The sequence below is a fragment of the Halorubrum sp. SS7 genome (assembly GCF_005435055.1).
Taxonomy (GTDB): domain Archaea; phylum Halobacteriota; class Halobacteria; order Halobacteriales; family Haloferacaceae; genus Halorubrum; species Halorubrum salinarum.
Genome location: NZ_SGXV01000475.1, coordinates 1 through 320 on the forward strand (window position 1 = coordinate 1; position 320 = coordinate 320).

General features: G+C 64.7%; 1 pseudogene. It reads left to right on the top strand.

Annotated elements, in window-relative coordinates:
- Nucleotides 1-221: pseudogene (locus EXE44_RS18850) on the top strand (inorganic phosphate transporter); the annotation flags it as partial.
- Nucleotides 222-320: the final 99 nt, after the last annotated feature.

Here is a 320-nt window from a genome sequence, read left to right on the forward strand (position 1 = left end):
CGGGGGAATCCGAGATCGTTCCCGGCGCGATCACCGCCGAAGAGATGGCGGGGAAACCAGCCGCACCGATCGGGGAAAATGAGCCCGACGAGGTGCTCGAAGCGGGAGACCTGTTCAACCCCCGGGCGATAATGAAGTACGTCTCGATGTGGATCATCGGCCCGTCCGTCTCGACGATTCTGGCCTACGGGTTCTTCCGCCTCGTCCCCGGGATCGCCTGACGACGGAACGTCCGTAGCCGGACGGCGTCCTCGAAAGTCGTCCCGCGAACTCCCGATCCGAGCGGCGTACCGGATCCTGCGGAATTTAGTCGGTGGCGC